This window comes from Enterococcus sp. ZQ21 (genome assembly GCF_030053755.1).
GTDB lineage: Bacteria > Bacillota > Bacilli > Lactobacillales > Enterococcaceae > Enterococcus_B > Enterococcus_B lactis.
This window is the reverse complement of sequence record NZ_CP125658.1, coordinates 130,767-157,427: the sequence shown is the minus strand read 5'-3', so window position 1 is coordinate 157,427 and position 26,661 is coordinate 130,767. Positions and strand designations below refer to the sequence as shown.

Annotated in this window: 26 protein-coding genes and 1 pseudogene; 4 read left to right on the top strand and 23 right to left on the bottom strand. The window is 39.1% G+C overall.

The window, feature by feature from the left end:
• The first annotated feature begins 18 nt into the window (after positions 1-18).
• Complete coding sequence (brnQ, locus tag QK255_RS00785; RefSeq protein WP_002290535.1) at positions 19-1,371, top strand: branched-chain amino acid transport system II carrier protein; 1,353 nt, start codon at positions 19-21, stop codon at positions 1,369-1,371.
• A gap of 872 nt (positions 1,372-2,243) precedes the next feature.
• On the opposite strand, the gene QK255_RS00780 is transcribed toward brnQ, so the two are convergent.
• From QK255_RS00780 to treR, 9 genes are all read right to left on the bottom strand, one after another.
• Positions 2,244-2,942 (bottom strand): hypothetical protein, encoded by a 699-nt coding sequence (locus QK255_RS00780; protein ID WP_002290534.1) that lies wholly within the window; start codon positions 2,940-2,942, stop codon positions 2,244-2,246.
• A gap of 91 nt (positions 2,943-3,033) precedes the next feature.
• Positions 3,034-3,633, bottom strand: coding sequence for a hypothetical protein (locus QK255_RS00775; RefSeq protein ID WP_002290533.1), 600 nt, complete (start codon positions 3,631-3,633; stop codon positions 3,034-3,036).
• A gap of 697 nt (positions 3,634-4,330) precedes the next feature.
• Positions 4,331-4,705 (bottom strand): hypothetical protein, encoded by a 375-nt coding sequence (locus QK255_RS00770; protein ID WP_002290532.1) that lies wholly within the window; start codon positions 4,703-4,705, stop codon positions 4,331-4,333.
• A gap of 116 nt (positions 4,706-4,821) precedes the next feature.
• Positions 4,822-5,304 (bottom strand): low molecular weight protein-tyrosine-phosphatase, encoded by a 483-nt coding sequence (locus QK255_RS00765; protein WP_002290531.1) that lies wholly within the window; start codon positions 5,302-5,304, stop codon positions 4,822-4,824.
• Between the two features lie 52 nt (positions 5,305-5,356).
• On the bottom strand, positions 5,357-5,935 hold the full coding sequence (locus QK255_RS00760) for a TetR/AcrR family transcriptional regulator (protein WP_002290530.1): 579 nt from the start codon (positions 5,933-5,935) through the stop codon (positions 5,357-5,359).
• Positions 5,936-5,963: 28 nt separating this feature from the next.
• Entirely contained in the window at positions 5,964-6,965 is a 1,002-nt protein-coding gene (ruvB, locus tag QK255_RS00755) for a Holliday junction branch migration DNA helicase RuvB (protein ID WP_002290529.1), read from the bottom strand.
• 12 nt (positions 6,966-6,977) lie between these two features.
• A complete protein-coding gene (ruvA, locus tag QK255_RS00750) occupies positions 6,978-7,580 on the bottom strand; it encodes a Holliday junction branch migration protein RuvA (protein ID WP_002290528.1) in 603 nt (200 codons plus the stop codon).
• A gap of 168 nt (positions 7,581-7,748) precedes the next feature.
• Positions 7,749-8,195, bottom strand: coding sequence for a peptide-methionine (R)-S-oxide reductase MsrB (msrB, locus tag QK255_RS00745; RefSeq protein WP_002290527.1), 447 nt, complete (start codon positions 8,193-8,195; stop codon positions 7,749-7,751).
• A gap of 76 nt (positions 8,196-8,271) precedes the next feature.
• The gene (gene treR / locus QK255_RS00740) at positions 8,272-8,985 is read right to left on the bottom strand and encodes a trehalose operon repressor (protein ID WP_002290526.1); all 714 of its coding nucleotides are present in this window, start codon (positions 8,983-8,985) and stop codon (positions 8,272-8,274) included.
• A 222-nt stretch (positions 8,986-9,207) separates the two neighbouring features.
• Between treR and treP the strand changes: the two genes are divergently transcribed.
• Positions 9,208-11,196 carry a PTS system trehalose-specific EIIBC component gene (gene treP, locus QK255_RS00735; RefSeq protein ID WP_002290525.1) on the top strand — a complete coding sequence of 663 codons (1,989 nt, stop codon included), beginning with the start codon at positions 9,208-9,210 and terminating at the stop codon, positions 11,194-11,196.
• An 84-nt stretch (positions 11,197-11,280) separates the two neighbouring features.
• Here treP and QK255_RS00730 read toward each other — a convergent pair whose 3' ends face one another.
• From QK255_RS00730 to QK255_RS00695, 8 genes are all read right to left on the bottom strand, one after another.
• Entirely contained in the window at positions 11,281-11,841 is a 561-nt protein-coding gene (locus QK255_RS00730; protein WP_002290524.1) for a Maf family protein, read from the bottom strand.
• Between the two features lie 20 nt (positions 11,842-11,861).
• Positions 11,862-13,970, bottom strand: a complete 2,109-nt coding sequence (mutL, locus tag QK255_RS00725) for a DNA mismatch repair endonuclease MutL (protein WP_283341571.1) — start codon at positions 13,968-13,970, stop codon at positions 11,862-11,864.
• A 17-nt stretch (positions 13,971-13,987) separates the two neighbouring features.
• Positions 13,988-16,633: a DNA mismatch repair protein MutS gene (gene mutS / locus QK255_RS00720; protein ID WP_283341570.1), complete on the bottom strand. Its 2,646-nt coding sequence runs from the start codon at positions 16,631-16,633 to the stop codon at positions 13,988-13,990.
• Positions 16,617-17,033 carry a YlbF family regulator gene (locus QK255_RS00715; RefSeq protein WP_016628824.1) on the bottom strand — a complete coding sequence of 139 codons (417 nt, stop codon included), beginning with the start codon at positions 17,031-17,033 and terminating at the stop codon, positions 16,617-16,619. Before QK255_RS00715 ends, mutS begins: the two co-directional genes overlap by 17 nt.
• Entirely contained in the window at positions 17,008-17,805 is a 798-nt protein-coding gene (locus QK255_RS00710) for a TIGR00282 family metallophosphoesterase (RefSeq protein WP_002290518.1), read from the bottom strand. Before QK255_RS00710 ends, QK255_RS00715 begins: the two co-directional genes overlap by 26 nt.
• Before the next feature lie 286 nt (positions 17,806-18,091).
• Positions 18,092-18,865 carry a Cof-type HAD-IIB family hydrolase gene (locus tag QK255_RS00705; protein ID WP_002315544.1) on the bottom strand — a complete coding sequence of 258 codons (774 nt, stop codon included), beginning with the start codon at positions 18,863-18,865 and terminating at the stop codon, positions 18,092-18,094.
• Between the two features lie 19 nt (positions 18,866-18,884).
• Positions 18,885-19,520: a DNA alkylation repair protein gene (locus tag QK255_RS00700; RefSeq protein ID WP_283341569.1), complete on the bottom strand. Its 636-nt coding sequence runs from the start codon at positions 19,518-19,520 to the stop codon at positions 18,885-18,887.
• Between the two features lie 28 nt (positions 19,521-19,548).
• Positions 19,549-20,400, bottom strand: coding sequence for a formate/nitrite transporter family protein (locus QK255_RS00695; protein WP_283341568.1), 852 nt, complete (start codon positions 20,398-20,400; stop codon positions 19,549-19,551).
• 261 nt (positions 20,401-20,661) lie between these two features.
• Between QK255_RS00695 and rpsD the strand changes: the two genes are divergently transcribed.
• Positions 20,662-21,273, top strand: a complete 612-nt coding sequence (rpsD, locus tag QK255_RS00690) for a 30S ribosomal protein S4 (RefSeq protein WP_002294265.1) — start codon at positions 20,662-20,664, stop codon at positions 21,271-21,273.
• A 138-nt stretch (positions 21,274-21,411) separates the two neighbouring features.
• The gene (locus tag QK255_RS00685) at positions 21,412-21,951 is read left to right on the top strand and encodes a biotin transporter BioY (protein WP_002341094.1); all 540 of its coding nucleotides are present in this window, start codon (positions 21,412-21,414) and stop codon (positions 21,949-21,951) included.
• Positions 21,952-22,025: 74 nt separating this feature from the next.
• Here QK255_RS00685 and QK255_RS00680 read toward each other — a convergent pair whose 3' ends face one another.
• The 6 genes and pseudogenes from QK255_RS00680 to QK255_RS00655 form a co-directional block, all read right to left on the bottom strand.
• Positions 22,026-22,535 carry a QueT transporter family protein gene (locus tag QK255_RS00680; RefSeq protein WP_002290510.1) on the bottom strand — a complete coding sequence of 170 codons (510 nt, stop codon included), beginning with the start codon at positions 22,533-22,535 and terminating at the stop codon, positions 22,026-22,028.
• 333 nt (positions 22,536-22,868) lie between these two features.
• Complete coding sequence (locus tag QK255_RS00675; protein ID WP_283341567.1) at positions 22,869-23,630, bottom strand: 3-oxoacyl-ACP reductase; 762 nt, start codon at positions 23,628-23,630, stop codon at positions 22,869-22,871.
• Entirely contained in the window at positions 23,627-23,848 is a 222-nt protein-coding gene (locus QK255_RS00670) for a DUF2829 domain-containing protein (protein ID WP_002290506.1), read from the bottom strand. The genes QK255_RS00675 and QK255_RS00670 overlap by 4 nt, the downstream gene beginning before the upstream one ends.
• 19 nt (positions 23,849-23,867) lie before the next feature.
• Positions 23,868-25,454: pseudogene (locus QK255_RS00665) on the bottom strand (helix-turn-helix domain-containing protein).
• Positions 25,454-26,155, bottom strand: coding sequence for an LrgB family protein (locus QK255_RS00660; protein ID WP_283341566.1), 702 nt, complete (start codon positions 26,153-26,155; stop codon positions 25,454-25,456). The pseudogene QK255_RS00665 and the gene QK255_RS00660 overlap by 1 nt, the downstream one beginning before the upstream one ends.
• Complete coding sequence (locus tag QK255_RS00655) at positions 26,148-26,558, bottom strand: CidA/LrgA family protein (RefSeq protein WP_002341096.1); 411 nt, start codon at positions 26,556-26,558, stop codon at positions 26,148-26,150. Before QK255_RS00655 ends, QK255_RS00660 begins: the two co-directional genes overlap by 8 nt.
• Positions 26,559-26,661: the final 103 nt, after the last annotated feature.

Sequence of the window (26,661 nt, the reverse complement as noted above, 5' to 3'; positions counted from 1 at the left end):
ACCGTAAAGGAGTTATGTATGACAAAAAAATTATCAGTTAAAGACTATCTTTTTATAGGCTCCATGCTTTTCGGTCTATTTTTTGGTGCTGGAAATCTTATCTTTCCCGTTCATTTGGGTCAAGAAGCAGGCGCTGCTACCTTTTGGGCGAATCTAGGTTTCTTGGTTACCGGTATCGGACTTCCCTTCTTAGGGGTGATTGCCATTGGTGTATCGAAAAGCTCAGGTGTATATGAATTAGCAAAACGGATAAATCAAACATATGCGATGGTTTTTACTATCTTGCTTTACTTAGTTATCGGACCGTTTTTTGCTTTACCTCGCCTTGCGACCACATCTTTCGAGATTGGTTTAGCACCATTTATCGATCCTAGCAGACAGACGCTATATCTAGCAATTTTCAGTATTGTATTTTTTGTGCTGGCTTGGTGGTTTTCAAGAAAACCGACAAAGATATTAGATTATGTTGGAAAATTCCTGAATCCTGCATTTTTGGTTTTATTAGGGGCATTGCTTCTCCTTGCTTTTTTGAATCCATTAGGCTCTGTTAATCAAGCGCCTATTCAGCCAAATTACCAAGACCATGCTTTTTTCACAGGATTTACTCAAGGATATAACACATTAGATGCGCTTGCTGCTTTAGCATTTGGGATCATCATCGTTACGACGATTCAAAACATGGGTGTAACAAAACCTGCTGAAATCGCTAAAGACACGATCAAATCTGGTGCGATCAGCATTATATTGATGGGAATCATTTATACTTTGCTCGCTTATTTAGGTGCTATGAGCTTAGGTAGCTTTGCTCTAAGTGAAAATGGCGGAATCACGCTGGCTCAGATTGCTGATCATTATTTAGGCACTTATGGAAGTATCTTATTAGCATTCATCGTTATATTAGCTTGTTTGAAGACTGGTATTGGTTTGATTACAGCTTTTGCAGAAACATTCACGGATTTGTTCCCGCAAAGAAATTACGCCTTTTTTGTTGCACTTGCCAGTATCCTTCCCTGTTTAGCGGCAAATGTAGGCTTGACGAATATCATTCAATTTTCGTTGCCTGTTTTGATGTTCATCTATCCATTAGCAATGACATTGATTCTGTTAGTGTTGGTTGGTCCTTTGTTTAAGCAGCGTACAGCTGTTTATCGGATGACTACCTATTTTACATTGATTGCTTCGATTTTTGATGGGTTGAATGCCTGCCCAGAATCTATCAAGCAAACCCCTATCGTTCAAAATCTTTTACATGTTGCGGAAAGCTACTTGCCGTTTTTCAAATTGGGGATGGGATGGATCGTGCCAGCAGTTATCGGTTTCGTTATCGGCCTGATTTGGAGTTTCGCTAAGAAAGAAGAAGTATTGGATTGATAAAAGAGGTTGTCTCTTGAACACTTTTTAAGAAAGAGTTTGCGAAAAAGCTCTCACAAAAATTGCGACGAGTAATCGCAGGATCAATAAAAAGCAAAAGGTCTGTGACAAAAGTCTTGTCACAGACCTTTTTTTCCGAATAAACGGTGTTCAAAAGCCAGTTTCTCGGTATTAAGCCAAATTTATGCAAAAATGTGGAAAGCCATTTTCACAAAATTTTTCTTACTACTCGAAACTAAGCGACTTTTTCACAACCTCTGATTCACGGTGTTCCAGAAGTAGCTTCTTCGAAAAATAAGCCGAAATTTTACAAAAATTTGAGAAGCAATTTTCGTCAATTTCTTCTTATTTCTTGAAGCTGACCACTTCAGTCACAACCTCTTTTTTCTAAATAAAGTTATTTTTACATACTAAAAAAGCAAACATTAAATAATGTTAATATTAAAACGAATAAATTTCTCCCTTCTTTTTCTTTATCAGTTACGTAAACGATTATGCGTCCAAAACAAACGATTATTTGACATAACTACTGTCTTCCATGAGAATACACGAAGGAAACACCAATAATATAAAAAACATTTTTTAAATCGATTTTTTCTATTACGCCTTGTACTCTTTCGTTTTTTCAAGAATAATTAAATGTGTAAGCGAATACGAATGAACGGAGGTATATATTCAATCGTCATAATCATATTGTCTCCGCTAGAGTGATTATTCAAAAAACTGAGACTATCGTTCGAAAAAATCGAAGATACTATATTTTAACCACTTTTCCAGATTTAGAAAGGCAACTACAAAAAACCCGCGTTGCGGGTTTTTTATTTTGATACATTTTATATTCAGTAATATTAGCTAACTCTTACAAATATAAACTAATCCGTCGTTGAAGCACCAATGACAACCATCCTCTTTTCTAACGAGTCATAAATCGTCCACATATGCGCTCCACGCCATCCTCTCCCAGGTGTGAAATAACTAGACCAACTGTCATTCCAGCTATAGGCTATTAAGTTTTTTTTATTAGGAAACAAATAATTATTCAGCACTAAATATTCTTCTTTTGTTACATAAAGTCCATAAGATGTTTCAAAAAAAAACTCTTCATAAAGACTTTCTGGCTGAAGCATTTCTTCAAAATCGATGGGAGATGGAATCATTCGCCCTTTATTCAAATAAATTGGGTAACCAGCCACATGATCAAAAGATGTCCAGTCAGTATGTACTAATCTCGTTTTTATCGGCTTCTCCGTTCGCCAATAGTTATCTACAGTTCTTTTTAAACTCCGACGCTCACGAAAATATTCACGAAAAGTCATACCCGATGGTTTACCTTTCATTTTTTGCTGTAACCATTTTTGGAATATGAACTCTACAAACGGCATAGGTTTACGTATAGGTTTTGTCCCTCTAACGCCTTTATACCATTCATTATTTACATATTTCAGTAATATGATTGCAGCTTCTTGATGGCTATCTAATCCTTGATAATCTGATACAGATAAAATAACATAATCTAAATCTAGAATATACTTCTTGTATAATCGATCTGTTACCTCCTTCAAAAGTTTCATTTTGTCCTCCTCCGATTTTTACTACCTCTCGTTTCATTACATGATGATTTTAAAGATATAGATTCTCGCTATCTCACTATTATGAAGTAATTCAATCCAATACCAATATAGCATCAAAAACAGTGAATCGCTTTCTTTTTTCGTCATACACTGACCACACATAAGCGCCATTCCAATAACGACCGTTATTATAATAATTCGTAAATTCATTATTCCAAAGGTAAATATGCAGATGATCTTTATCTGGGAAAAGACGATCATTCAACTGGTTAAATTCTTCTTCCGTTCCTGCCGCTCCTTGAGGCGCATCAAGAAAAGAAGCCCGATAGATACCATCCTCAGCCCAGAATGATTCAGGCGTGATTCTTTTCGCCTTCATCATTTCTTTATTCACATAAATAGGATACTCTTTCATCTTGTCAAAAAAACGGATATCCGTATAGTTGACTTTTTCTTCTCTGAATTCGTAAAGTTTTTGTGCATATATTTTTTTAGAAACTACGAGAAGCCTTTCGCTAATCCGCCATGACCTGGCCACACACAATCTATTTGAGTAATTGAGAAATTCTAAAACTGCCTCCTGATGACTAGTTAGCCCGTCATACTCTTCTTCCTTGAAAAAAGCATACCGTAACACGGTCCAATCACGTTCCAAATAAAAATCAATACTTTCTTTTTCTAATAATTCCATCTTTTCTCTCCTTGTGTTCTTCTAACGGCACTCCTGATACACCAACAAATCTGACCCTTTCATCTGCCACGTCAATACATGTTTCTCTCGAATTTTATCTATCCATTTTTATTTTATCGCAATTATCAAGGCTTTTATTTCTATTATTTCTTTTTGGAGAAAAGATAGTTCTTAACTCATGGGAATCGCTGGATTTGTAAAAAAAGGCTGTGAAATCAGCGCCTTGGCTTAAGTATTAGAAAAGCAAAACAGCAAAATATAAGGAGCTATTTTACCGTTTTTTGAACTAATACCAAAGGGTAGCTGATTGCACAACGTGTCTTTTTATAGTATAAAATTTTAGACAAATACATGATATAAAAATAAATTTCGCAAAAAAACTTAACAACTTTCGAAAACTTTCGTCACAAAATATTCACAACTAATGACTATTATATAAGCATACCAACAAACAACCCTAACAACACTTTTTCATTTTTAACTCCTTATCCTGCTAGCTCCCCGGCTAGCAGGACCTTTTTTTATCAAAAAAACTTGTCCCATACAATCGATTCAACTAATCAACCGAATGCTGTCATGCTGTGATACTCATCGTAAAACGTTTCGTTTTATCGGTATCCTCTTAAAGCATTCGGTTATTTTTGATTAGTAATGATTGATGGTACAAGCTCATACGTGCTTTTCTATCTGGTATAAATTATTTTGATAACCGTTCCTGTTCTCCTGCTGGCGAAAGGATTGTTATTTTTTCAATTTGTTCTACGGGAACCATGCGGATCTGCTGCTCTTCGTTTTGTAGGCGGATCATTACTCGGTCTTTTTCGACCGTTTTTGTCGCCACCCAACCTGAGATCGTTTCATACTTGCTACTCAAACGATTCGCTCTTACTTGTAAGATAACTAAACTATGTTCATTCGCAGCTTTTTGCAGCTCAAGAATAAACTTTCCTTGCAATCGTACATTCTTAGCATGTTCTTCAGTGTCATTTACAAAAGAATCAAAAAGTTGATACGAGGTATGAGTAACTAACTTCGTAAGCTTCTTCATTGGTGGTACTGTCTCTTCGTTCATCGAATGCACTCCTCCTTTAGCTAAGAAAGTGTTACTTAATTAATCTTATTTTACCTAACATTTTGCAAAAAAACAAGGAAATGCTCTAACGTCTCTAAAAAAAGAAAGCGCTAATTTTAGAAACTGTTTGTTATTTTATTTTCATCCATCCAAATGTTCCACCAATGATCTAACCCTTCTGTGATCAATTGATATGTCTCATCAAAGTTATTGGTATAGTATGGATCGGGAACATTTTCTTTTTCTTTTCCAGGGATGCTACTTAAAAACAAATGGATTTTTTCCTGTGCTGAGCGTGGTGCTCTTCTTTTCAGTTCTTCTACATTTTCTTGATCCATGCCAATGATCCAATCAAAAGTTTCAAAATCGTGGGGTGTGATTTGACGAGCAACCATATTCGTCATATCCACATTTTCTTGGTTCAATATTTTTTTCGTTCCAGGGTGCGGTGTCTTTCCAACTTCATACGTACTTGTAGCAGCAGAATCCACAAAAAATTCTGCTTCCTTTCCTTCTGATGCTATTCGTTTCTTCAACAAGCCTTCTGCCATTGGTGAACGGCAAATATTTCCCAAACAAACAAATAAAATTTTTGTCATTTTCCCATCTCCTTTTAACGATCATGGCTTTTTCAACGAAAGATTATTTCTATTACTGTTCTTCCAACTCTTCTTTTGCATAAAGACGATAAGAGTATAATTCCGTATCCTTGGCTAAACGGAAAAGCTGCATAGCGATTTCCATCGGTGTTTCTTCATATTCATTCGTGATCCAATTGACTAACACGCCGCTGCAACCGTAAGAAAAAAAACGAGCATAAAATAGTTTATCTTTTGCAGAAAGCTGTCTTTCTTCATCCATTTGCTCAAAAATCTTGATAAAAGATTTTTGGATTAGTTGAGAGAATTCTTTTTGTAAAATTTCTTGGTCAGAAAGCACAGTATTTGCGTAAAACTCTTTCTTTTCAGCAATTGCTTTCAGCATTTTCAATGCTTGCTCTTCCCAATTATCAAGAGTAAGACATTGCGGGTCTAAATAATGCAAGGCATCCTCACAATAGACCCAACGAAGCAAATCGTATTTATCTGTAAAATGATAATAAAATGTTTGACGATTGATTTTTGCTTCATTTGCGATTTTTTGGACGCTGATTTTTCGAAAAGATTGTGTTTGGCACAAATCAATCAATACGTTTTTGATCAATTGTTTCGTACGTGTTGTATCACTCATTCATTTTCCTCCAATCTAAAAGCAAAAATCACATATGATAGTCGTAGCCGAAATGTTCATAAGCATAAGCCGTAGCCATTCGCCCTCTAGGTGTACGCTTTAAAAATCCTTTTTGGATCAAGTACGGTTCATACATATCTTCGACTGTTTCCCGTTCTTCTCCTATATTTACGGAAAGCGTGCTTAACCCTACGGGTCCGCCGCCATATAATTCGATCATCGTCCGTAACAATTTCTGGTCAACATAATCCAAACCAGCTTGATCGACTTGTAGCAAAGTAAGCGCCTGATCTGCTATAGGACGATCGATTTTCCCGTCTCCTTGAACTTGCGCAAAATCACGAACCCGTTTGAGTAAGCGATTCGCGATTCTAGGCGTTCCTCGCGATCGGCGAGCAATTTCCAATGCCCCTTCTTCAATGATCTCTGTTTGAAAAATATCCGAAGAACGTAAAACGATCTCCTGCAGTTCCTGTTCGTCATAATATTCCATATGTGAAATGATGCCAAATCGATCGCGTAAAGGTGCAGAAAGCATACCTGCTCGTGTCGTCGCCCCAATCAAAGTAAAGGGAGGAAGAGGGAAATGGACCGGATGTGCGGTTGGTCCTTGTCCTACCATGATGTCTACATAAAAATCTTCCATGGCCGAATAAAGCATCTCTTCTACTACTCTAGGCAATCGATGGATCTCATCGATAAATAGGACATCCCCTGCTTCCAGTTCATTCAAGATCGCTACTAAATCACCCGGACGTTCGATAGCGGGGCCGCTTGTCGTACGAATGTTCACAGTCATCTCATTAGCAATGACCATAGCCATCGTCGTTTTCCCTAATCCAGGAGGCCCATACAACAGAACATGATCTAATGGTTCTTCCCGATTTCTGGCAGCTTCGATGTAGATCTGAAGTTCTTGTTTGACTTTTCTCTGCCCGATATACTGAGAAAGCAACTGCGGACGAAGAGATTTTTCCAAACTCAGTTCATTTTCGCCAGTTTCTGGTGATAACAAGTATTCATCTGTCATTTGGTCTCCTCCTTATTTTTTCATCATCAGCTTGAGTGCTTGGCGTAAATACTCATCTGTTGTCTGATTATCGACTTCTTTTAATTGTTTTTCTACACGTTTGATTTCTCTATCACTGTAACCAAGAGCTGAGAGAGCCTCCATTGCTTCAGATAGAGCGGTAGCGTCTTTTGTATTTGCTTCATCGAATAGACTGAAGGGCGTATCGATACTCAGCTCACCAAATTTTCCTTTTAGATCCAAGATCATTTGTTGCGCCGTCTTCTTCCCTACCCCTGGAAATTTTGTCAAATAAGTGACATCACTGGATTCCACTGCTTGGATCAAACCGGAGTGGTCTTCGCTTGCCATGATCGCAAGAGCACTTTTTGGACCGATTCCTGAAACACTGACTAATCGCAAAAACAGTTGTTTTTCTTCTAAAGAATCAAATCCATACAAAAGATGCGCATCTTCGCGGATCACCTGATGGACATAAATTTTTATTTTTTGATTTAGTTTGCTGCTGTAGCGGTAAGGATTTCCTAGTGCGATCTGGTAGCCGATACCATTGGTTTCTACTACTATGTAATAGGGGTTGATAAAGGTAACCACACCTGTCAGATATTCATACATATTCTAGTCCTCTTTCTTTTGCACACATACGTTCCCTTTATTGTAGCACATTTCACCTTGTGAAAAAAGGAGTCTGGGGAGCGTTTCTTTCAAATAGCAATCGCTTGAATAAAAAAGAGCGGACGATCGAGTGAATCCCCGTATTGTACCGCTCTTTTTGTATTTTCATTATTCTACCAGTGATTTGTATTCGCCATAACCGAGTTCATCCATCTTTTCATAGGGAATGAATTCTAGTGAGGCAGAATTGATGCAGTAACGCAGACCGCCTTTATCTACTGGGCCATCGGTAAATACATGCCCGAGATGAGAGTTTGCTTCTTTGCTTCGAACTTCTATTCGATGCATGCCATGAGAAAAATCGGCTTTTTCGCGTACTTGTCTTTTCGCTATTGGTTTGCTGAATGATGGCCAGCCACAACCTGCGTCATATTTTTCCGCAGAGCTAAATAACGGTTCGCCGCTGACGATATCGACGTAGATCCCTTTTTCGTAAAAATCATCGTATTTTCCGGTAAATGGACGTTCTGTTGCATTTTCTTGTGTGACTGCATAAGCCATCGGTGATAATTTTTCTTTCAGTTCTTCTTTTTCTGGTCTTGTTGGTTTATCCATTAAAAATGCCCCCTTTGTGATCCTATCATAGCGCCAAAGCAGACAGATGCCAACAATTTGCTTTCTTTCGAATCATTTACACTTTTCGGCGCCGGGCAAACTCAACGAAACGGAATTTATCTAATCGGTGTACCGACTCAGAATACTCAAAACAGCGGGTATCTTCCAAATGAACAAGACTTCTGACGACTACTGCGTAAGTATCATCGTGAAGATCCATCGTTGTTTTCATGATATCTGTTACTTCTTCTACTGTGATTTCCTTTTGTGCGTAAGCAATCGTTAAAGAAAGCTCATTTTCAAAATATTCATAGATCGATCCTTGTGCTTGTACTGGGGTTAAATGAGGAACGATCTCCTTTAATAGATAATCAGTATCTAATATAACCACTTCACCATCGATTTTTCTTTCGCGTATCAAATGCCAGACAGGTGCACCAATCTCCCAGCCAGTAATCTCATTCAGTGCTTTTGTTACTTCTGTTTCTTCTAACGTATGAACGATCGTTTCACTTGGAATACGTTGGGTTTCCTGTAGCTCTTTATAGCTTGTCAGTCCAGAAATAGGAAAATCAAAGCGGTTTCGATCTAGTACGATCGACCCTTTTCCTTGTTTTTTTTGAATATATCCTTCCGTCGTCAAAAGATTCAGTGCTTTTCTAATTGTTTCTCGTGAAACACCGTAGATTTTGATCAATTGGTTCTCACTAGGCAAAAGCGAATGCGGAGGATATTCTTTCGCTAAAATTTTCTGTTCCAAATCTAAAAAAATTTCATTGAACTTGTTCATGTTTTTTCCCTCACTCGTTCTTCCATCATTTCTTCACTATACTACAGCTCTTTTTGTATTTCAATGTTCCTCTTTTTAAGAAAAGCTTATTTTATGCTTTTTAAAACGATATCATTTTTCTGGATGTTTTTGTATAAAACGCTTGCAATTCTTCCTAAAAAAAAGTATAGTAAACGAAGAAATAACTTGCATAGACAAGTTAAAAGAAAGGGGTTTATTGATATGGCAAAGTATCAAGCAGATGCCGAGAAACTGCTACATGATATCGGCGGAAAAGAAAATATTGCTGCAGTTAGTCATTGTGCAACTCGTATGCGTTTCGTCCTAAATGATCCTGGAAAAGCAGATCAAAAAGCAATCGAAGATATTCCTAGCGTGAAAGGGATGTTCACGAATGCTGGGCAGTTCCAAGTCATCATAGGAAATGATGTTTCTACTTTTTATAACGACTTCGTTGCAGTATCCGGCGTTGAAGGGGTTTCCAAAGAACAAGGAAAAGCAGCAGCAAAACAAAACCTTCATCCCGTACAACGCGCCATTGCCGTCTTGGCAGAAATCTTTACACCACTGATTCCTGCAATTATCGTCGGCGGATTGATCCTTGGGTTCAGAAATGTACTTGAAGGTATCCAGTTTGAAAGTCTTGGTGGAACGATCGTTGAACACTCGCAATTTTGGAATGGCGTCAATGCCTTTTTATGGCTGCCAGGTGAAGCAATTTTCCATTTTCTTCCAGTAGGTATCACTTGGAGTATTGCGAAAAAGATGGGTACTACACAAATATTAGGAATTGTTTTAGGAATTACATTAGTTTCTCCGCAATTATTAAATGCTTATAGTGTAGCTTCCACAGCCGCAGCAGATATTCCATTTTGGGATTTTGGTTTTGCTCAAGTCCAAATGATTGGTTATCAAGCACAAGTTATTCCAGCTATGCTGGCAGGGTTTATGTTAGCGTATCTAGAGATTTTCTTCCGCAAATATATCCCTCAGTCGATCTCAATGATCTTTGTTCCATTGTTTTCATTGTTACCAACTGTTTTAGCTGCTCACGTTATTTTAGGTCCTATCGGCTGGACAGTCGGAAGCTGGATTTCAACTATCGTAAATACCGGGTTGACGTCTTCTATCAGCTGGTTGTTTAGTGCTGTATTCGGGTTCCTGTATGCACCTTTAGTAATTACTGGTCTCCACCATATGACCAATGCGATTGATATGCAGCTGATTGCAGATTTCGGATCAACGAATTTATGGCCGATGATTGCTTTATCAAATATTGCCCAAGGCTCTGCAGTCTTAGCCATCGTCTTCTTGCATCGTGGGAACAAAAAAGAAGAACAAATCTCGATTCCAGCAATGATTTCTTGTTACTTAGGTGTAACTGAACCTGCTATGTTCGGAATCAATTTGAAATACGTCTATCCTTTCGTCGCAGCAATGGTCGGTTCTGGATTAGCTGGCATGTTTGCCAACTTGATGGATGTTCGAGCAAACGCGATCGGAGTAGGTGGTTTACCAGGAATACTAGCCATCCAAGCAGAAACATGGGTACCTTTCATCATCGCAATGATCATCGCTATCATCATTCCATTTGGCTTGACGATCGTCTTTAGACGTCAGGGAATCTTGAATAAGATTGATCCTGCTGTTCCTGAAAATGCTGCTGATGTACAGCTTCAAACAGCGAATGGCGCAACAGCAACACCACAGTCTTTCGAACCTGTTTCAGCAACTGGTACGGCAGTTGCAACAAAAGAAACATTATTCGCAGTGGCTGCTGGGAACATCAAGGAAATTACTGAAGTAAATGACCCAGTTTTCTCACAAAAAATGATGGGTGACGGTTATGCTGTCGAACCGTCAAACGGCAAAGTCTATGCACCAGTAAATGGTAAAGTGACGAGCGTCTTTGAAACAAAACATGCCATTGGTATTCTTTCTGATGAGGGGCTGGAAGTACTTGTTCACATGGGATTAGATACCGTTGAACTAAAAGGCGTTCCTTTCACTGTATTCGTGAAAGAAGGAGATCTTGTCACACCAGAAACTCTGATTGCTGAAATGGATTTGCCAGAAATAGAACAAGCTGGTAAGAAAACTGACATTATTGTTGCTTTAACTAATAACGAAAAAGTTGCTGGTCTATCCCTTGACCAATCAGGACTTGTTCGCCCAGGCGAAGCAGTCGGTAACGCTGAAGTAAAATCTTAATCAGAGTAGATAAGTAATCTTTTCAATAAAAAAGACGGGCTATCATGGATTTTCAATCGAAAATCAGATAGTCCGCTTTTTTGTTTAATTGAATGTTTTCAGTGCCTGATTGACAGCACCAATCGGAAACCCTACGATACTGTAGTAATCTCCAGAAATTTCTTTGACGAATACACTTGCAGCATTTTGGATGCCGTATGCCCCTGCTTTATCCGCATAGTCTCCCGTCTCCAAGTAACGATTGATTTCTTCATCTGTCAGTGGGTAAAAAGTGACATGTGCTTCTGCTAGTATTCGTTCTTCTCGCTCCTTTGTTTTTAAAACAACTGCTGTGTATACAGTATGTGTTTCCCCGCTTAATTTTTTCAACATGACTTCAGCCTCAGCCATATCTTCTGGTTTACCCATGATCTCCTGGTTGAGAACAACAGTCGTGTCGCTAGCAATCACTAAGCTGTCTTTCTTTTCTTTTTGTTCCCAAACAGTTCGTGCTTTTTCTTCAGCCATTCTGCGTACATAATCGACTGGCAGTTCGTCTGGAAATGGCGTTTCATCAATATCAGCAGGTTCGATCTCGAATTCTGAAACGATGTGAGCCAATAACTCTTTTCTTCTTGGTGATTGAGATGCTAGTATAATCTTCATGTTTCCCTCTTTTCTCTGACTTAATGCGGGTCTTGGATCCGTTTGAACATTCTTTCCATATCCGAGTTGGTAAAGTGAATCAATACTGGGCGGCCATGGGGACAATTGAACGGATTTTCGCATTGTGCTAAATCTTTCAGCAGCACACGTGCTTGTGCTTCATTCAAATAATGGTTGGCTTTGATCGATCGTTTACAGCTCATCATGATTGCTGTTGCTTCACGGAATTTTTTTACGCTCACACTTCCTGTCGTCAGTAGCATGTCGATCATCTCGCGAATAATCGATTCTTCTTCACCATTGGGATACCAAGTAGGATGGGCCCGTACAATAAAGCTGTTTTGACCAAATTCTTCTAAATAAATCCCTGCATCTTCTAGCAAATGCTTTTGCTCTTTTAATTTCAAAGCATCACTGTTTGGATAGTCCAACACAAATGGAACAAGCAATTCTTGCATATCATCAGATACTTCCCCAATTTTTTCCCGAAAATATTCATATTTGATACGCTCTTGAGCAGCATGCTGATCGATGATGTACAATCCGTCGCTACTTTGGGCAAAAAGATACGTTCCGTGCATCTGTCCAAAATATTCCAATTGAGGAAAACGTTGAACTGGTTTTTCCGTTTCTAGTTTCTTGATCGCTTGTTCTAATGTTTTGTCGTTTCCTTGAGTGAAATCAAATTCAGGATGCAGTGTCAATTCTTCCTCGTAAATCTGTTCATCCTCTTCCAAGGATATATCTATCTGTTCTTTATTTGTTTCTTCCGTGTTATCCACAGTAGGAATTTCTTTCTTTTCAGATTTTTCCACTGTTTTTTCTACAAAGTTATCAACATTTTTACCAAACTTATCCACCGTTTTCGCTGTTTTTTCTGGATAACTGGTGTTTTCTTCAGAAAAACCAGAAAAGTTTTCAACATTTTCCACAGACTTATCAACAGATCTGTCAACAACTGTGCTCTTTGGTTCTTCTACAAAAAAGGTTCCTGTCTCTCGGTCAAAATTTAAACTACTTGGCTTTTTAGGTTTTTCTTCTTCAAAAGCGTAGGACAAATCGATTTCGATTTGTTCCGTTTTAGGCTGATCTGGTACTTTTTTCTTGAACCGTAGATTATCCGCGGCACTTGGAATCAGGTTTTCTTGGGACAATGCTTTTTGAATGGCGTTACTAATTAGCTCTGTTAGTTCTTTTTCCTTCGACAACCGGACTTCCTGCTTCGTCGGATGGACATTTACATCGACTAAAAGCGGGTCCATCTTGATTTCCAATATAGCAATAGGAAAACGGCCGACCATTAATTTTGATCCATAACCTGCAACGATTGCTTTATTTAAGGAAAAATTCTTGATAAAACGTCCATTGATGATCGTCGATAAGTAATTCCGACTGGCACGAGTCACCTCTGGCAATGAAACATAACCAAATAACTCAAAATCCAGATCTTTTCCTTCGATTTTCAGCATTTTTTTAGCGGTAGATAATCCGTAGATTCCCGCAATCGTTTGTTTCAGATCGCCATTTCCAGCAGTTGCCAACATTTTGTTTCCATCATGTACTAAACGAAAAGCGATTGATGGGTGACTTAATGCCAGACGATTGACGATGTCCCCGATGTTCGCTAATTCTGTGTGCAGTGTTTTCACGTATTTCAAGCGGGCTGGCGTATTGAAGAACAGGTTGCTGACGGTAATCTTCGTTCCTTGACGCAGAGGTGCTGGCCGATGCTCCAAGACCTCACCGCCTTTGAGCGAAAGATAAGTACCTTGGTTTTCTTCCTGATTCGCCGTTTCCAGAGTCATTTCAGAAACAGAGGCAATACTTGGCAAAGCTTCCCCTCGAAAACCCAGCGTTCGTATGCGAAAAAGATCGTCGCGATTATGGATCTTACTTGTCGCATGCCGCTTGAAGGCATTCTCTACGTCGTCTGCCAAAATACCTTCTCCGTTATCAATCACTTGGATCGTCCGCAGTCCCGCTTCTTCAACTAAGATATCAATCTGAGTACTACCGGCGTCAATTGCATTTTCCACTAATTCTTTCACGACGGAAGCTGGTCGTTCCACTACTTCTCCCGCAGCGATCTGATTAGCTAAACGTTCAGATAATTCTTGGATTTTGGCCATCGATATCCGCCTTCTTCCTACAGTTGTTTTTGTAATTCATATAATGTGTTTAGTGCATCCATTGGCGTCATTTCTAGTAAATTTATTTGCTTCAGTGATTCAATGACTTCTGTTTCATTTTCGGATAATTCACCGAATAAAGAAAGTTGCTGGTTTTCTTCTTTGACACTGTCTTGTATAGGGTCTTGGTTTACTTTTTCTGCAGGTGGTTTTATTTGCTCCTGTTTGGCTGTTTTAGTCTTCTCTTCTATTTCAGCTGGAACAGTATGGTGTCCGTTATCGCCATTTTCTAGCGTATGCAGGATATCTGCTGCTCGCTCTAGTAGATTGGCAGGCAATCCTGCGATTTTTGCCACATGTATACCATAGCTTTTATCCGCAGGTCCATCCATCATTTTATGCAAGAAGACAACTTCTCCGTCTTTTTCAACAGCTCCAACATGGACATTTTTAAGCTGCGGAAGTTCTTTTTCAAGTACCGTCAGTTCATGATAATGGGTAGAAAAGAGTGTTTTTGCTTGTACATGACGATGGATATATTCGATGATTGCTTGGGCCAACGCCATTCCGTCATAGGTTGCTGTTCCTCGCCCGAGTTCGTCAAACAAAATCAAACTGTTTGGCGTAGCATAACGCAGGGCTTGATTGGCTTCCATCATCTCTACCATAAAAGTACTTTGTCCAGCAATTAAGTCGTCACTTGCACCAATTCGGGTAAAAATCCGATCAAAAATAGGTAAAACTGCTTGTTTTGCCGGAACGAAACAGCCCATTTGCGCCATCAGAACAGTTAATGCCAACTGGCGCATATACGTACTTTTACCAGACATATTCGGTCCTGTGATCAGCAAGATCATTTCGTCTTCTGCCATTTCTACGCTGTTAGGGATATATTCCTGATGTCCTAATACTTTTTCTACTACAGGATGTCGCCCGTCTTTGATCAGAAGCTGATGCTTGTCATTGACAAGTTCTGGCCGAACATACTGATAGCGTTCGCTGATCGTTGCAAAACTTTGTAGCACATCTGCTGCGCTGATTGCTTTTGCAAGTACTTGTAGCGGCTGGATAGCCTTTTTGACTTCTTCTCTCACAGCTAAAAACAACTGATATTCTAAATCAACAGATTTTTCTTCTGCTTCGAGGATTTGTGTCTCCAATTCTTTTAGTTCTGGTGTGATGAAACGCTCTGCATTTGCTAAGGTTTGTTTTCGTTCATACTTCTCCAGCTCTGCATTTCCAAGATTTGCTTTTGTGATTTCTATATAATAACCGAAAACGCGGTTAAATCCGATTTTTAAGTTCTTGATTCCTGTTTCTTGACGCTCTTTTGCTTCAAGTTCTGCTAGCCACTTCTTTCCGTTTCTCATAGCAGAACGGTACGTATCGAGCTGCTCATTGAATCCATCTTTGATGATGTTTCCTTCCGTTATTTGTAACGGCGGATCATCTTGGATAGCTTGGTCAATCAATTGGACGAGATGGTCCATCGGTTGCATTTCTGAAAGCAGACTTTGCCATTGACCTTGATCGATTCCTTCAATCAACCCTCTGATCATTGGCACTTGTTCTAAAGAAGTTTTCAACTGGATCAAGTCTCGCCCATTGACATTACCGAAAGCTACTCGACCTGCTAGGCGTTCCAGATCATAGACTTTCGTTAATGCTGACTGCAAATCGATACGTTCAAAATAACTGTCTAGCAAAGAAGCGACCATTTCTTGTCTTGCTTTAATTTGTTTTGCCTGGATAAGCGGACGGTCTAGCCATTGTTTTAATAAACGGCCGCCCATTGCTGTTTTTGTTTCATCTAATAACCATAGAAGCGTGCCGTGCTTTTTCCCAGTCCGAATAGATTGGCTTAATTCTAGGTTGAATTTTGAATAATAATCCATTTTCAAAAAATGATCTGGCTGGTATTCTACTGCTTTTTGGATATGCGCTAAACTCCGCTTTTGTGTTACCGCTAAATAAGTCAATAGTTTGCCGGTTGCTTCTTTTTCCAGCGGATCGACTAGTTCGCTTGTCAAAAAGCTAAATTCCGCGTTTTCTTCCATTTCATTTTGTTGAGAAAAGACTAGCCCTAAACGCCCGCTTAGCTGTTCACAAAGGGTATCAGTGATCTCACTGCCTAATACGAGTTCTTTTGTCTGCAATGCAGAGGCTTCATTTAAAACAGCTTCTTCATCATGCAACCGAGCCGTCTTCAATTCTCCCGTACTTAGATCGGCATAAGCAAAGCCAAATTCATTTCCTTGACTAACTACAGCTGTTAAAAAATTGTTGTCTTTTGCCGACAATCCTTTGCTGTCCATGACTGTACCAGGAGTGACTAGCTGGATCACTTCGCGCTTGACCATCCCTTTAGTCGTCTTTGGATCTTCTACCTGCTCGCAAATCGCTACTTTATAGCCTTTTTCAATCAAGGCATCGATATATCCTTGTGCTGCATGGTGAGGGACACCGCACATAGGAATAGGTTCTTCTGCATTTCGATTTCTGCTCGTCAACGTTAATTCCAAAAGCTGTGATGCCTTGATCGCATCTTCATAAAATAATTCATAAAAGTCTCCTAAACGATAGAACAAAAAAGCATCTTGGTATTGTGCCTTGATGCTTAGATATTGTTCCATCATAGGAGTGTTTTTAGTTTTTTGAGGCATGTTTTTCCTCCTCTATTTGTCCATTGATTTCTTCTTGTATCATCGTTGTTAAATGATGAAGCAGATCATCTGCTTCCAAAAGCTGTTTTCTATAAGCTATAACAAGCGGATGCTGATCAAATTCTTTCATGAATTGATCCGCTCGCTTGATTGCTTCTTGTTCTGCTGCTGGTTTGTCATAGTGGGCAAAATGAACAGCTTCTTTTTGCGCTTGTTTGATTTTCTCTCTCAACTCAGTTAAATACTGGTTTTGATGGATCTTTTCTTCAAGTTCTTTGTAGCGAATGATCGTTTCATTTTCTCTTAAAAGTTTTGTCAGTTTCCTTACTTCTTTTTGAATTTCCGGCTCCTGCTGCAAAAAACTGCCTCTCTTTCTACTCCATGAACGGTCGATCCTCATTGATTTGAATCAGCTGGATTTCTTTTGCATGACCTGTCGTATCATCCAATTCTAAGATACAGCCGCTTAAAATCGATCGGCCTTGTTCGACAACTTCAAAACGTTTTGGTAATGCGGTCAGAAACTTTTCGATCACAGGTTCTCTGCGCATACCCAAAATACCATCATAGGGTCCTGTCATCCCAACATCTGTCAGATACGCTGTGCCTTTTGGCAAAATTCGCGCATCATTTGTCTGGACATGTGTATGTGTACCGACCACTGCTGAAACTTTCCCATCTAAAAACCAGCCCATCGCTTGTTTTTCACTTGTTGTTTCTCCATGAAAATCTACAAAAATGATTGGCGTACGTTTTCTAGCTTCTTCTACTAGTTCCTTCATTTTACGAAAAGGATCATCCAAGTCCACCATGAAAGAACGAGCTTGCATGTTGATTACTGCCAATTCGATTTGATTCACTTTGACAAAGACCATCCCTTGTCCAGGCGTCCCTTCCGGAAAATTTGCCGGCCGAACCATCTTTTTGGCTTCATTTACAAACTCAAAAATCCCGCGGTTGTCCCACGTATGATTTCCCATCGTCACGACATCTACACCGTCTTGCAAAAATTTTTTATAGATTTTTTCTGTGATTCCACGTCCAGAAGCGGCATTCTCACCATTTACGATCGTTACTTGCGGACGATACTTCTTCTTCAACCTAGGGAGATATTCGGTAATCATCTCTCGTCCCATTGAACCTACTACATCACCAATAAACAATACCCGCACACTAAATTCCTCTTCTCTTTTAACATCACTCTATATTATAGTTGTTTTCAATAAGAAAGAAAAGGTCAAACAAAAGGAACTCTTTCCTGATATTTCTTAGATTTGAAAAATAAAATAAAGAAATGGGACTGTGGCAAAAATCTTGTCACAGTCCCATTTCCCGAATAAACGTTGTTCCATCTGCTGCTTCTTCAGAAATAAGCCGAAATTTTTCAAAAATTTGAGAAGCAATTTTCATAAATCTCTTCTTATTACTTGATGCAGAACAGCTTTTTCACAACCTTTTTTAAATCACACTTAACTCTTTCAATGCCTTCCAGATGCCATCTTGATCATTTGTATCAGTGACCATCTTGGCTTCTGCTTGTACTTCTGGCACAGCATTCCCCATAGCTATTCCGATTCCTGACATACGCAACATTTCACGGTCATTTTGTCCGTCACCAAAGCTGATAATATCTTCATGCGGGATACCTACTTGTTCTGCTAAGTGTAGGATCGTCGCCGCTTTAGAACCGTTTTGGGGAACGACATCTACACTGTTCTCATGCCAGCGGACAAATCGAATCTTATCATATGAGGAGAATTTTCCATCATATGTTTGATCGAAAAATGCTAACGCTTGATAGATTTCTTGTTCCTCTGCAAAAAACTGATCTAGTTCAGGCAAGACAGCACCGAAAGAATGCATCGCCTCTTCCATCACCGTTACATCATTGGAAGAAGAACGTTTGATATTGTCTAAGCTGACAAAAGCTGTGTCGATCTGTTCATGATGCGCTTCCTCGACGAATGCATCCAACTGTTCGCGATCTAGTAAGTTCTTATATACTTGTTCATGGTCTAAAAAACCGGCCGCTCCATTACATAAAATGTAGTTCGTAAAATCCAGATCTCGAATGACTTCTTGCGCATGGAACCGGCTCCGCCCTGTAGCAATCGTGACCAGATGACCGGCTTTGCGTAATTTTTCCAATGCTTCTCTCGTGCTATCTAAAGCTTGTTTATTTGAATCTAACAACGTTCCATCAATATCAAAAGCAAATAATTTGCGTCTCATCTCTTGTCGTCTCGCTTTCTTATAAATACTTGCTTGCCTCGCGAACAGCTAACTTGCTCAAATCTGTTGTCAGCTGACTTTTTACCCAAGCGGCATCGGTCTTACTATAATCACGCAATGCCCAACCGATTGCTTTTTGGATAAAGAATTCCTTTGTTTGACGGTCTTCGTCTATTGCTCGGATCAATAGTGCTGTGTCTGTTTGCTGTTTATAACCTAATTGCAACGTGATTGCTATTCGACGCAACCAGAAATCTTCCTTTTTTTCGAACAACTGAAAGACTTCTTTACGTTGCTCTGGATGGGCTTTACACCATGTACTGTATACTTTTCTCCAAGAATCGATGCTGTCCCACCATTCTTTTTTCTGGACTAGTGGTAACAATGCAACTATCTCTTCAAAGGTAAGCCGTTTGATGTTTTTTTGGACTAAATCGATCGCCACATACTGATATTCTCTTTCGATTTGTTCATAATAATAATGAACAAAAGCTAAAACTTCAGAAACAGATAAATGTTTGCTTTCATCCAATAACAGCTGTTGCAAAAGAGCGCGTTCCGGCTTAGGTACCCCAGCAAAAGGAAAAAGATTTTTCATGTACTTTTCCATTTGTAACGCTTTTTCTTCATTTTTTGGAAAAACTAAAACTTCCATGGTATTTCCTCCCTTAATGAACGACTTTTTAGTCCACATAGGATGATTTTGATTGATTAAGCCAAGCATAACCCAGTCCCATCACTAAACCGCCACCAATATAATTCCCTGCCAAAGCAAAAAACAAATTATGTAACACATTGCTGGCTGTCATTCCGTCCATCTGTCCATGAGAAGCAAAGTAAGCAAGCGTAAAGGCAGGAAAATTCGCTATCACGTGTTCATATCCTAAAAAAGCAAAAATGAAAATAATGAATACGACCGTGATCACTTTCCCAGCATCCTCTTTCATCCGCATGCTGATCAGTACAGCGGTATTGACAACGATATTCGCAAACATTCCTTCCACCAAAATCGTTGTTGCAGGTTTTGCTAGTTTTACTGCTATTGATTCTAACATAAAGTTGTCCAACGTTAAATCTTGAAATGGCGTAGTCATAGAAATAAGAAATCCACATAACATACCGCCAATCATATTGAAAAAAATACAGGCAAATAGAATCTTGGCTGCCTTACTTAAAGCAAGTCTCTGCCGAAAAACACCCACGGTCATATAAAGCATATTCGATGTTCCTAATTCGGTGTTCATGTATAGAATCATGACTAGACCCCAGCTGAACATAAATGCGTATAAAATCTTTCCTAGACCGTGCGCGATATCTTCCCCCTTCATCGCGATCGCAAATGCCACAGCCGTTCCTAAAGTCAAAAACAAACAGGCAAGAACCGCTCGAACAGCGTAACGTGAAAAGCTGTTTTCAAAAAGGTTCGCCTTCTTTTCAATTGAAGCATCGATTTTCTCAAATAATGGTGATACCGGATTCATTGATTTTCTCCTTAAACTTCCTTCACTTTTTTCCATTTGCACATACCTTCTCATTTTATAAAGAGAGCCTAGGTTTGTAAAGCGTTTTTACGTACTAATTATCTTGACATTCATGGATGATCTATCATATACTGTAGTTTGTGTAAAATAATGCAGCAGAAAAATAATAACTCATCCCTAGTTTGTTGCCCCGTCTCGGGTTCGATTGTGTAACCGCGGCTGCAAAGGTGAAGATTGAAGAACAAACTATATGATTATGAATTTTTCAACGGATTATTTTACTCCAAAAACTTATATTCATTGGAGGAAATTTTAATGTCTCGTTATACAGGACCATCATGGAAAATTTCTCGTCGCTTAGGCATCTCATTGTCAGGCACAGGAAAAGAATTAGCACGTCGCCCTTACGCACCAGGTCAACACGGACCTAACAGCCGTGGCAAACAATCAGAATACGGCATGCAATTAACTGAAAAACAAAAACTTCGTCACATGTACGGAATGAACGAACGTCAATTCCGTAACTTGTTCGTAAAAGCTAGCAAAATCAAAGAAGGTAAACATGGTGTTAACTTCATGATCTTACTAGAACAACGTTTAGACAATGTTGTTTACCGTTTAGGACTTGCAACGACTCGTCGTCAAGCACGTCAATTAGTTAACCATGGTCACATTTTAGTTGATGGTAAACGCGTTGATATCCCTTCATACCACGTAGAAGTGGGTCAAGTGATCTCAGTTCGTGAAAAATCACAAAACATCGTAACAGTAAAAGAAGCTGTAGAAGCAACTGTTGGACGTCCAGCATTCGTAAGCTTTGACGCTGAAAAACTGGAAGGTTCATTGACTCGTTTACCAGAACGTGACGAACTATATCCAGAAATCGACGAAGCTCTTGTCGTTGAATACTACAACCAAAGCTTATAATTTCAAAAGCTTTCTTGAAAAAGGCCGCTATCTATTGGATAGCTGGTCTTTTTTTTATTTTCTATTTACAAAACAATCACTTTGTTTTACAATTTCGTTAACCAAATAAAAATAATAAGTTAACGAAAAGAGGGCATTATGAACCGAACATTGAAAGAATTGATACTTGCTGCGGAATTTGCCGCGATTATTTCTGTCCTTTCTCAGATGACCATTCCTTTTGGTTTGGTTCCTTTGACAGGGCAAACATTTGCTATTGGACTGACAGCCACTTTTCTCGGAAGAAAACTGGGATTGATATCGGTTACAGTTTATCTTTTACTGGGTTTGATCGGTCTTCCTGTATTTTCAGAGATGACTGGAGGCATAGCTGTTTTATTTGGTCCAACTGGCGGATATTTGATTGGATTTCTCTTTCAAACATGGCTAACTGGCTGGATGATCGAAAAAACAGACGCTCATTACTTATACGCAATCTTTGCCAATCTAATGGGCTCTCTTACCGCATTAGTCTGTGGGACGATCTGGCTGAAGATAAGTGGCGACCTTACTTTTACAACTGCATTTGCCAGTGGTCTACTGCCTTTTTTACTGCCGGAAGCAATCAAAGCAATTGGAGCAGCCTATATCGGTGTCTTGATGAAAAAACGGCTAAATCGATTTCTTCGAACGAATTGAGCAAAAAAGCAGCATGGAAGAAGACTCAACATCCGGTCTCTTCCACGCTGCCTTATTTTAATTTAAACAGATCTTTATTTTGTCAAATCTACTTTTTTACCGATCCAATAAATAATTATCCCACCGACAATCATTGATGCCAATTCTCCTAAAGCAATCACCCACCAATTCAAGAAAAAAGGTAGTTGATATAAAATCGTTAGCTGACCAGCTACTGTAAACATGGAAAAAGCGAATACGCATGCTGTCACAGCCATTTTGATTTTCATGTTTTTGATGCGACTAGTGATTTTATAGTTGATAAGCAATACAATCAGCGTGCTGACGCTTCCTACTACAACATCTATCAGTCCAAGAGGAGAAGCAATATTAGCCAAAGCTACTCCCGCTGTTACCGCGGCGATGTATCTTTTGTTATACAAGGACAGATAGTTGAACATCTCCGAGAGACGAATCTGAATCACTCCAAAACTAAAAACAGACAAAACCAGCGTCACTGCCACATATAAACCAGTGACTAGCGCCATCCGAGTCACATCTGTCGTTGTCCAGCGTTTGGCTGAACGGGTATTATTTTTTTCCATGTTCTATTTCTCCTTTGCAAGATAATTTTATCTTGGTAATGACTGCGACCAAAGGATGGGAAGAAAATTCCAACTGAAGTGCCGCAGAAGGTTGTGAAAAAGCTGCCCTGCAACAAGTAATAAGAATAGTCAAATAAAAATAGCTCCTCCTATTTTTCATTTGGCTGGACTTATTACCGCAGTTGCAAGCTTTTGAACACCGTTTATATCAGAAGGTTGTGAAAAAGCTGTCTGACATCAAATGCCGGGAACAATCATCGACTTTCTTTTATCATCAACCATTTGGTTCTCTCTTTATTTCTTATCATACAGAAGCTTGAAAAAAACACAAGGTTATTTTAGCAACCAGCCACCGTCGATTGGAATAATCGTTCCTTGTATATAGCTTGCTTGAGGAGAGGCAAGAAATAATGTCAGCTCCGCTACTTCTTCCGGCTGTGCCCATCGCTTGACTGGTGTTTCATTTGCCACCCACTCTGCCATCTCACCTTTTCCTTCAAAATCAGCCGCATTCATCGGCGTTTGGATGGCTCCTGGAGCAATTCCTTTTACTCGGATCCCCTGCTCCGCGTAATCCAGAGCGAGTTGTTTAGTAAAACCGACGATTGCATGTTTCGCACTTGTATAAGCGATCCCACCTCCGCCAGCAACCAAACCCGCAATCGAAGCCATGTTAATGATTGTTCCGCTTTTTCGGCGGATCATATCAGGAAGGATGATGCTTGTTAGATGATACATGCTTTTCACATTCGTTTCATAAATCAGATCCCACAGCAATTCGTCAGTTTCCATCAAGGATTTGTATGCATCTAATACCCCCGCAGTATTCAATAAAATCGTAACTTCACCAAAATGATTTTGGCATTTCGATACCGCTTGTTGGAGTTCTTTCCTCTGTCGGACATCCCCTAGTGCGTAGGCAAAAGTTTCAGGAAATCGAAAAGAAAGTTCTTCCATTTTTCCAAATTTTTGATCTAATCCAAATACAAAGGCATCTTGTTCCAGAAAAGCTTGGGCTTGTGCGGCACCAATACCAGAAGCAGCTCCTGTAATAAATACGACCTGTTTAGCTAAATCTGGATAACGGTTTTTCATTCTACGATCGCCCAATCATCTGCTAAAATATCGCAAACTGTAGGAGCGAAGCTAGAAAAACCTTCATCACTTGTTTTGATCAATAAGTAAGGCGTCACCGGACAACCATCAAATTCATCATCGGATACGAGAACAACATAAAGCTCAAATCCACTCCATCCTTTACGAATAATCTTTGCACCTTTTTTCAATTCTGGTAAAATTTCTTCAAATGTCATCTTTATTCTCCTTTTTTTGTTATTGTTTTGATTGTTTTTGTTTTTGAATCATTTCAAATTTTTGAGATAGCTGAATGTAATCTATCAATTTTAATTCTTCGGTCACAATAAAATAATCAAGATCCGCCCACGGTTTTCGATGAACTTTACTTGTTGAAATCAAAAGATCCACTTCTCTTCCCCGATAATCCGTTGGTAGAAAAATCAGCTGATAATCATTACGGAAAAACGTCCGTAACCCCTCCTCTAACAGTTGCTCTTCAAATAATGGGAAATCTGTCATCAAGAGGATCGTGATCTTTGGAAGCTGTGGAGTAAAGGCTCCTAATGTTTTAAACACAGTCAGATACCGTCCCATCAAAAACGCATGATTTTTAAACGCCAGATGATTAGGCTGTTTGTGTCTGCTTTCAAAAAAGCGTACTAACCATTGTTTTAATTCCTTGTTTTCAATGACTAAATGATTAATGAAGTCACTACTGTTTCCATCAATCGTTTCTTTTGCGTTAGGAAAAAGATAGGCGAAAAAATGACTACTGAACAAATAGTTTTCTGCCTCAAAGGTCAGATCTTCCGCTGGTAGCTCCTGCTCTTCTTGATAAAGAGAAAGAGCTGCTTTTGCTTCAGAAAGAGCTGCAAAAGGCGGTGTTTCTGCTTGTTGATGAAAATCAAAAATTTTCTTCCGTATCTTAGGATCACTATAATATTCTTCACGCGTCATCAGAACAAGAAACAATGCGCCTAATTCGTCTTCTACTTGAAAATAATTAGGAAATACCGGCTCCATGACTTGGCAGAATCGCTGGAACAACAGATTGTCTGCGATCAGCCCTCTTTTTTTCTCATTCAATACCACATAATGCTTCTGTGATTTTCTTAAAAAAAAGGCACCTAGCATGTATTCCAATCGTCTTTTTTTGATTTCATTCAAACGAACGTTGAAAAAAGCCATGATATGTTCTGCCATATTTTTTACGTCCATTTGAGAAATCGTTTCAAACGGCCAGATTTTCCCTCGAAACAACTGCCAGAATGTCATATGCAAGTAAAGTCGAATGATTTCTTCTTCGCCTTGCGCGATATATGTACCTCGTTGCAGACGAATGCCATAAGTTTGCAGTTGCTGTTTCCATTCATTGATTTTTCGATGAGCAGTGGATTCACTAATGTAATGCTTTTGCGCAAATTGGTAAATCGTGTGGAATTCTTCAAAAAAAATGTCGTGCAGCAGCTGGAATTTCAGCGTACTTTGCACGAGATAGATCAAAAAACGCTCATGTTCGATTGAATCGAGCGTATCATAAAAGTTATAACCAGAACGGTGATTTTTTGTAAACAAAGGGTGCGTCTTACCGCTAAACTGCTGATAGTTTTTAGACAGCTCGTTTAGGTATTTCGACACACTGCGGGCATCCAGCTGAACAACTTGCGCTAATTGTGCAGCAGTATGCCAAGCTTGATCCTCAAAACTTTCTAGGAGGAGAATCTTATAATATAGATCTTTATCAAATTGTTTAAGATACTCGGAAGACAAATACACGTCTTTCCCTCCTTTTTTATGCTAGAACGTTTTGGTTATTGTAGCATAAAATAGTGGTTTTCGCATCAAAACAAGCCAGCAAAAGGCTGAAAGAATAACGGTAGCAACAAAACGGTCAATATCCCATTTACGCATATCGCAAGCCCTGAAATGATCCCTTCTACTTCGCCAATCTCGATTGCTTTTGCTGTACCGATAGCATGAGAAGTACTTCCTAACGCCACACCGCGAGCAACGGGACTTTCGATCTTGAATAAGCGGAAAATATGAGTAGCGATCAGCGAGCCAAAAATACCTGTAGAGACAACAATAGCAAGAGTCACGGCATTCACCCCGCCCATCGTATGAGACAAATCGACAGAAATAGCCGTCGTTACAGATTTCGGTAGTAATGAGATGACCATCTCTTTATGAAGAGAGAAAAAATAACCGATCCCTACACTAACCAAGCAATTTGCGACTATTCCTGCTAAAATCGCAGCCATTACAGGATAAAAATTTTCTTTCAACAAACGGAAGTTTTTATAAAGCGGGATGGCAAGTGCCACTGTCGCAGGAGTAATCAGCATAGTAAAAAAATTGCCGCCGATATTATACTCTTTATAGCTGACGCCAGAAAAATGCAGAAATAAGATAATAACAACAATCGATAATACGAGAGGATTCAAAACAGGGAGTTTATATTTCCGCAAAAATTTGTCAGATAATACGTACACTCCTAAAGTCAAACTTAAGCCAAATAATGGATTCACAAAAAACTCAGTCAATTTGATTCTCCTCCATTTCGTTTACAGATACCCTGCTTGCTTTTTTCTTACGGACATAGCCTAGCAAAGCTTCTACTCCTTCTGCCGTTTTTCCCGCTGTGACCATCGTGACGATGGAGCACACGACGACTGCCCCCAGTAAAATAGGCCATATCGAAGCAATGTCATCAAAATATTCCAATAAACCTACACCAGCTGGAACAAATAAAATAGCTAGATTATTCAATAAAAAGTCACCAGTTGCTCCGATTTTTTCAGGATCAACAAGATGCATTTCAAATGCTAAAAATAAAAAAAGAATACCTAAGATACTCCCAGGAATAGGTAAATGAGCAAAAATTCGGATACCTTCTCCTAATACAGAAAAGAAAATAATAATGAAAAACTCTTGAAAAAATTTCATCAAACAACACTCCTTACGTATAGCTTTCATTTTACTAACAAACCTTTTCTGAAAGTTTCAAAACATGCTGTTTCTAAGATACAATTTTTGAGAAAAAAAACGT